This window comes from Microcoleus sp. B5-D4 (assembly GCF_036705145.1).
Lineage (GTDB): Bacteria > Cyanobacteriota > Cyanobacteriia > Cyanobacteriales > Microcoleaceae > Microcoleus.
Genome location: NZ_JAUBTV010000037.1, coordinates 53,257 through 60,552, shown reverse-complemented (window position 1 = coordinate 60,552; position 7,296 = coordinate 53,257). Strand labels below are relative to the sequence as shown.

Sequence of the window (7,296 nt, the reverse complement as noted above, 5' to 3'; positions counted from 1 at the left end):
TGTGGAACAGGCATCTTGCCTGTTCATAAAAATGGTACTTGTGTGGAACAGGCATCTTGCCTGTTCATAAAAATGGTACTTGTGTGGAACAGGCATCTTGCCTGTTCATAAAAATGGTGCAAGATATTATTTGTCACGCTCCTCTCTAATTAAAGCGGTACTATCTAGTATCATCCCCATATTCGCCGGACGAGACTCGCGACGACGGCTGATTTCTGCCAATATTTCTGTTACAGACTTTTTACGTTTTCCTGAGAGGGGTTTTGTCTCTGTTGATAACTCGGCTTCTAAAATGGCGATCGCAAACGCGCTAATCGAGAGGTTTTGAGCTGCGGCTAACTCTTGCAGTCTCGCGTACAATTCCTCTGGTATGTTTTCTATTTGCAGGGTAGCCATCTGTTAAACTCCTAGCATAGTTTGGCTAAATATTAGCATAGGGAGGCGGGTTTAGGAGGTATATTGAGATTTACCGTTGGGTGGGGGCGGGTTTACGAGATTGTTCGTTACAGCTCACATCTTGCACCATTCTCAAGAACGGGCAAGATGCCCGTTCCACAAAGAGTAGATTTTCTTGTGGAACAGGCATCTTGCCTGTTCCTAAAACGCTAATTGAGAATGGTGCAAGATGTCAGTTACAGGCGCGTATTGTTGGTGAACCCGCCCCTACAAATTCCTGATTCACGATTCCCGATTCCCGATTCCCATGCCCGATTCCCAATTAGTAATTATTAGGCAAAGACTGCCAAAAAGGTCGCTCTTCTGGCTTCCTCACAGTATTCGTCGCCGACTGCACGTTTCCTTTTAATTCTTGATAATACCTGTCATCCAGAAAACTAACGCTGACGCCAGCAGGAAGCAGCAGTTGGCGCAATCTTTCCTGAGTGTAATCTACACCGTCAATCATTGGCCCGCGCGGATTTGAAACTAACAACTTGCCGTTAACTGGCACCGAATTGACCATATTTGGCCACCAAGCATAACCGCTATAGCCAAACATCACCGGAACTTGAATAATTTGGTCGTCTCCGAGTAAAAACTCTCTTTTCAACTTCTCTATAATCGGATTAAGTTTCTGATTTTGCAAATAGAGATTGTGTTGAATTAAAGCACGGTTTTTCAAGGCGGCGCTGACTGTTGTTTGAGTGCTCAAACCACGATTGATCGCCACATCGCCGTAACCTCTTTCCTCCAAGTCTTGCAACAGCTTAACTCCGGCTTCGGGACTGGCGATCGCCATTACATATTGTCCGGGAGTTTGAGTGGGAATAAAATTGATAATTTCATCAACTTGGCGAGTCAAAAGCCAAGAAGTATCAATATCCACTGGCGGCCCTTGAATTCTCTGAGCTTGAATAAAATCAAGTACCTCTGGATTAAAACTAGCATTTCCCGAATTCCCGTAATAAACTCGACCCATTGGGTGTCCGGGAATCGGCGGTGTCACCTGCAAATTGCCGTATCCGTCAGACCACTGACTTACAGGGTCTAAAGAACGAGGATTGCCAATTTTAACTACTTTCAAATCAGGGTTTTGAGTTGATTTAACAGGCGGGTTTTTCTCTGGTTCGCTATTGCTTTTTAGGGCGACATTAAACTGGCGTATCTCCGATTTTTCGGGGAGTTGAACGTATCCGTTTTTCTGGGTATCTTGCATCCAAGTGCGATCGCCCTGGAGAATTTTTACTTTGGCGCCCGTGGGTTCTACTGCTTGTTTTAGTTGCGAGATAAATTCGCTGTTTACCGCGCCTCTGTCGCTGACCTGAACTTCGGTTACTGGTGCTGTATTGGGCGCTATCATCCAAGGACTAACGCCCATTTGGATTGTTGTGGAGGCGATTTCTTGACCGTTGTTTTGGGCAGTTGCTTTGAGATTAACAGTGCCGTTCCAATTGCGATCGGCAAATTGTTTTGCTTCGACACCTAAAACAATATTCGTGCTGAAAACTAGAGGTTTAGCACCGGATATATCTACAGGTTGCCAGCCGTCGCCCGTCTTCTGAAAAACGCTGATGTGAGGGCTAGCAATGCTGTCAGCCGTGATAAATAATTGAGAGGTTTTGAAGTTTTCCGACAGTGTTAAGTTAACTTGAGAAAGCATTGCTGCACGGCGGGGAGCGCTAACTTTGGTTTGTTTCCAAGTCGGTATCTTGCCGCGATCGTTATTGCGATCGTTAAATGAAATTAGCGCGCCACTGGACAAAGACCATTGTTCTTTTCCGAGTTCGTCTTGCTGGTTAATTTGGCCATCTCTGTTAGTATCTCCCGCAAAGAAAAAGTTCGACGGGGACGCAGCAGGCGTAGCTGGGGCGGGAGTTGGTGTTGCAGTTGATTCAGGAGTTGGTTGAGAAGTTGCTTGCTGATTTCTCTCTAACTCTTGTCTTTCAAGTTCTTGTCTGGCTAATTCTTGTCTGGCTAATTCTTGCCTTTCAAGTTCTTTTCTAGCTAACTCTTGTCTAGCTAATTCTTGCCTTTCAAGTTCTTGTCTAGCTAATTCTTGTCTGGCTAATTCTTGCTTTTCAAGTTCTTGTCTAGCTAATTCTTGCCTTTCAACTTCTTTCCTGGCTAATTCTTGCCTTTCAACTTCTTGCCTTTCAACTTCTTTCCTGGCTAATTCTTGCCTTTCAAACTCTTGCCTTTCTAGTTCTTTACGGGCTAATTCTTGCCTTTCAACTTCTTTTCTGGCTAATTCTTGCCTTTGGAATTCTTGTCTTTCTAGTTCTTTTCTAGCCCGGTCTTTTTTCTCTTGCTCTTTTCTCTCTATTTCTCGACGAGCAAATTCTTTTTTCTCTTGCTCTTTGCGGGCTCGCTCTCTTATCTCTTCTTCCTCGGCTCTAACTTTCTCAACAGAACGTGCGACTTGCATTTCATAGGTAGCTACACTGAGGTTTCCTTGGTATTCAATGGTTTTGTCGATCGCCCGATCGGCCAAAAAAGAATCGTGAGGAATGAGTCGCAGCGTATTGATAGCCAACTGCCACAGCCGCTGGGACTCTTCCCAGGTAGCAGAAGAAGGATTAGAAGTGCGTCCAATTAAGACTGCTTGGGCGGCTAATTTAGCAGCATCGTCCCAATTATATTTTGCTCTTTCTTCTATTTGAATCTGACTTTGAACGTTTTGGAGTTGCTGCGTCAGAGTTTGGGATTGCTGGCGGTTGATTGCGGATTTCCAAAGTTCACCAGGAAACGGGGCGCTGTCGGAAGTTTTGGCAAGGTTATCTAATTGTACTTTCAGGCGATCGCGCAATTTGTAGAGCTCGGAAAGGGATTGCGGAGTTTCCCCGTCTGGCTGTCGCCCAGAGAGTGCGAGTTGGTAGTTTAGGGAAGGTTGAGCCACTGTTGTGGGGACTGCTACCCAGATAATCCCGATGACGACACCGAAACCATTGATAATGGCGATCGCAATATATCGAACCCAGCGCATATAGTTTATCCTCAGACTCCCAAATGATTTTAGCTAATATTGGGAGCAATGGGGGATTTAATTATAAGGACTTACGCATGGGCCCAGAAACCGGGTTTTTTACGAAAATACTTCGCTGCTACCGATAGATTAGGTAAAAACCCGGTTTCTTAGCATCGCATACCAGGCCAGAAACCGGGTTTTTTACGAAAATACTTCGCTGCTACCGATAGATTAGGTAAAAACCCGGTTTCTTTGCCAAAGTCGGTAAGTCTTGTTATCGCAAATTCGCGCCATGTTTTAAGCAGCCTCATTTTCTATTCTCGCAGCTTCAATTTCCTCTGGGTGTGCCTCAGCATAAGCCCAAGCATTCGCCAAATCTGCTGCACTCAAATGAGGAAAGTCTTGCAAAATCCGCACATCATTTGCACCCAGAAGGCGATAATTTATCATCGACCAAATGGGTATGCGAGTCTTGGCAATTCTAGCATCGCCGCCGCACACGCCCGGAGTTTTTTCGATTCCTTGCCAAGTATTGCTTAGACTTTGAACTAATAGCTGTATTGCTTGAGTTTTTTCACTTAGAGTTAAGGCAAGTAGTTGTTTTTCTAATTCTTTCAGTGCCATTTTTTACAATCTCAATCCTTTTTTCTAAATTATAACGCTTTATCCACCTGTTGAACCTCTTCCAAGGTTAGCCCCAGAAACTCTGCGATTTGCTCGTCGATCAAGCCAAACTGCCGCAACTTACTAATTTTTTCAATCTTGGCTTCATCCTTTGCCTGCTGAAAGTCAGGAGTTTTAGGCTGATTTTCATCTGGGCTCGCAGTAGGGCGATCGGAACAAACATTGATATAGCCAATTATGTTGCTATTACCAATAGTACAATCCGAGATATTCAGATTTCCTTGCCGATCTAGAACAGATTTAAGATTACCTTTATCAACAGGTTCATCAAAGGTATCAGATAACATTTGTAAAAGTTCGTAACCCACATCTTTAACGTGACCTTGTGTAAGACGATAAGTATCTGCAATCTCAGAATACTTTTGTTGTTTCAGTGTTCCCTCGATAATTCCGCGCTGCAAGTCATTTAGACGTTTGCCTGTCTTGGCATAGACTACTTTATCTACAAATTGCAATACCTCGTGAATGTCCATCAGCATAGAGGTGAGAGAACTAGCAGTATTATACCCGACTTTATCCGTCTATATCCGTCCAGATCCGACTTGCACATCAAGGTTAGAAAAGCTCCGTCTTTTTCCGCTTTTCAGATTGTGAGAGAAAACTCTACTATATGGAGGGTAAAGTTATGAAGCGTAGCTTGGCTGGAGAAAGTAGCTATGAGTGGAGGACTCTTCGATTGGGTTGGCGAAGTGGTTACTGAGATCGGCTCTGAGATTGCTGAAGCCTTGGGCTTTGATGATGCTGCTGGTAGTAACTCAGGGGAGGCACAGGCGACAACCACTAGCAGAAGTCAAGAAATAGGTAGAGCTAGTTATGAAAAGGGAGAAAAATTTGAGGAAGACACAGAGGAAAAACTCGCAAAATTTGGATTTAATGCTGTTCAGGTTCCTCGTAACTTCCTTTACAATGAGACATGTGAACAGTACGGTAGACCTACTCAAATCGATGTCACCATTGATGACAATAATGACAACGAAGTAGCAATAATAGAGTGCAAATCTTATACATCTAAATGGAATAATGACGAGGCGGTCGATCAAGCTAAACGGCTAGTTCATGTAGCAAATGAGAGAGGAATACCCCTCATATTTTCTACTCCTGATGGTACTACCGACTGCTTCGGCTCTCGTGTCAAAGAAGTGTTGAATGAAACTCAGTGCTTCGTAATCTCTCCCGATAATATCTTCTTTGCCGATCCATCTGATGTCAAAGAAAATGGCATTACGTTGGGACTTCCTCCTGAAATTAAACCTCACTGGAATAGTAACAGTAGCGATAGCGGGGGAGAATCATTATCGAGTGATGGTGGAGGAGAATCCTTACTTGGTGGCTTTATATCATCATTTGTTGGCTTTTTTGGGAGCAGTCCCGACTCTGAATCAAGTGATACTTCTGATTCCAATAGCAGTGATTCTGGCGATAGTGGTGGCTCTTGGGATTTGTTCGGTAATTGGTTCGATGATAGCTCTGACTCCGAATCTAGTGATAATTCTGATTCCGAATCTAGTGATAATTCTGATTCCAATAACAGTGATTCTGGCGATAGTGGCAATTCTTGGTTCGGTGGTTTGTTTGGGGATAGCTCTGACTCCGAATCAAGTGATAGTTCTGATTCCAGCAGTAGTGACTCTGACTCAAGTTACAGTTCCGACTCTGGCTCAAGCTATAGTTCCGATTCTGGAAGTAGTGATTATGGAGATAGTGGCGGCTCTTGGGATTTGTTCGGCGCTAGCTCTGACTCCGAATCAAGTGATAGTTCTGATTGCAGCAGTAGTGACTCAGACTCAAGCTACAGTTCCGATTCAGACTCAAGCTATGGTTCCGATTCAGACTCAAGCTATAGTTCCGATTCAGACTCAAGCTATAGTTCCGATTCAGACTCAAGCTACAGTTCCGATTCTGGAAGTAGTGATTATGGAAGTGGGGATTATGGCGATAGTGGCGGATCTGATAGTAGCTCTAGCAGTAGTGATAGTTGGTGGTAACACCTGCTTTTTATGGAAAGGAAGCAATGGATAAAGCTATCTGGCAAGAAAATAAATTTTCGGCAAAGGTAAGCGACTACATCATCCTAGTAGCACAGGGCAACATCCTAAATAGTGAGACTTGCAGTGTGGTTTTATGACTCAACAACCAGTTATTAGACAAGAGACTCATAGCGGACACAATTTTGAGACTCCTCTCTCTCAACTATCGGAAACAATTAGAAAAAGCAAATGGGCTAGGTCTCCACTAGATGCGATAGTTACAGATGGTTTGGAAGTTGCCAAGGAGACTGACGCTATTTACTATGAGGAAGGAAGCTTTACCAAGTTTAGGCTATACCTACTGTACAAAGTAGCTTTTGAAGTATGGTCATATCAGCATCAAGCTCTTCTTGAGATTCTTAAAGCCAATAAACAGCAACAGTTTCCAAATAATTCGCAGCTAGTTTGGCAGCATCACAATGTAATGATAAATATGTTTGATGATCTCAACCAGCTTGCTAGTGTCACTGACCCCAATAGCTTGAGAGATAGCTGGTTATCAGTATGGACACAGACTATCTCTGAGTTGACGAAATTCGTAGACATCCCAAGGGTTTATCCTGTAAATAAAAACAAGCGAAATTTCCCTAAATTTAGCTTTAGGATGAGACTATCGGATATGTCTGTCAATACTAAGTATGCCATTCTTTCAGCCTTTTTATTGGTGCTTGCAATAGTGATTGTTACCCGAATACTGATTCGTAATTGAGGAATATATGAGAGATAAAGGAATAATACCAATCTTAATTACTGGGTTTTCCGTTGGACTGCTTTGGGACTTCATGACAACATTTTTAGGAGTAGTATCAATAGTTGCAGGTCCAAAATTTTCTATTTCTCTGAGTAATTTTGATCCCAATACTTTAGGAGCCTACGGAATAGGTGTTGCTAGTACAGTTATAGTCTTTTGCTTCAACCTACTTACTACAGACGTATGGAAAGAAGCTCGTGAGGGAAAATGGACATTAGTATTACCTTGGTTTCTCTGCGTTGTTTTTGACTTCTTTACATCACTTGCTGGAAACTACCATTTTATACTACCGGAGAGACAAAATCAAATAGCTGTAACAGGTGTCGTATGGTTCGCAACTCTACTCACTACCATCAGTCCAATGGCTGTTCGCTATTTAATACTGGAGTACGAGGATAAGAACCGCTAGATAGATATAAGTTCCCAAAACA

The 7,296-nt window shown here is 43.2% G+C and carries 7 protein-coding genes; 3 read left to right on the top strand and 4 right to left on the bottom strand.

The window, feature by feature from the left end; genetic code table 11:
* Nucleotides 1–126 precede the first annotated feature (126 nt).
* The 4 genes from QUB10_RS18130 to QUB10_RS18115 all read right to left on the bottom strand — a co-directional run bounded on the left by QUB10_RS18130 (nucleotide 127) and on the right by QUB10_RS18115 (nucleotide 4,566).
* Nucleotides 127–396 carry a FitA-like ribbon-helix-helix domain-containing protein gene (locus QUB10_RS18130; protein WP_333204243.1) on the bottom strand — a complete coding sequence of 90 codons (270 nt, stop codon included), beginning with the start codon at nucleotides 394–396 and terminating at the stop codon, nucleotides 127–129.
* A 322-nt stretch (nucleotides 397–718) separates the two neighbouring features.
* Nucleotides 719–3,421 (bottom strand): protein-arginine deiminase family protein, encoded by a 2,703-nt coding sequence (locus QUB10_RS18125; RefSeq protein ID WP_333204241.1) that lies wholly within the window; start codon nucleotides 3,419–3,421, stop codon nucleotides 719–721.
* A gap of 279 nt (nucleotides 3,422–3,700) precedes the next feature.
* Entirely contained in the window at nucleotides 3,701–4,027 is a 327-nt protein-coding gene (locus tag QUB10_RS18120; protein ID WP_333204240.1) for a DUF433 domain-containing protein, read from the bottom strand.
* Nucleotides 4,028–4,056: 29 nt separating this feature from the next.
* Nucleotides 4,057–4,566 (bottom strand): hypothetical protein, encoded by a 510-nt coding sequence (locus tag QUB10_RS18115; protein ID WP_333204238.1) that lies wholly within the window; start codon nucleotides 4,564–4,566, stop codon nucleotides 4,057–4,059.
* 177 nt (nucleotides 4,567–4,743) lie between these two features.
* Here QUB10_RS18115 and QUB10_RS18110 point away from each other — a divergent pair, with 177 nt between their 5' ends.
* The 3 genes from QUB10_RS18110 (at nucleotide 4,744) to QUB10_RS18100 (ending at nucleotide 7,274) form a co-directional block, all read left to right on the top strand.
* Nucleotides 4,744–6,072, top strand: coding sequence for a hypothetical protein (locus QUB10_RS18110; RefSeq protein WP_333204236.1), 1,329 nt, complete (start codon nucleotides 4,744–4,746; stop codon nucleotides 6,070–6,072).
* A 136-nt stretch (nucleotides 6,073–6,208) separates the two neighbouring features.
* On the top strand, nucleotides 6,209–6,823 hold the full coding sequence (locus tag QUB10_RS18105) for a hypothetical protein (RefSeq protein ID WP_333204234.1): 615 nt from the start codon (nucleotides 6,209–6,211) through the stop codon (nucleotides 6,821–6,823).
* A gap of 7 nt (nucleotides 6,824–6,830) precedes the next feature.
* Nucleotides 6,831–7,274: a hypothetical protein gene (locus tag QUB10_RS18100; protein ID WP_333204232.1), complete on the top strand. Its 444-nt coding sequence runs from the start codon at nucleotides 6,831–6,833 to the stop codon at nucleotides 7,272–7,274.
* Nucleotides 7,275–7,296: the final 22 nt, after the last annotated feature.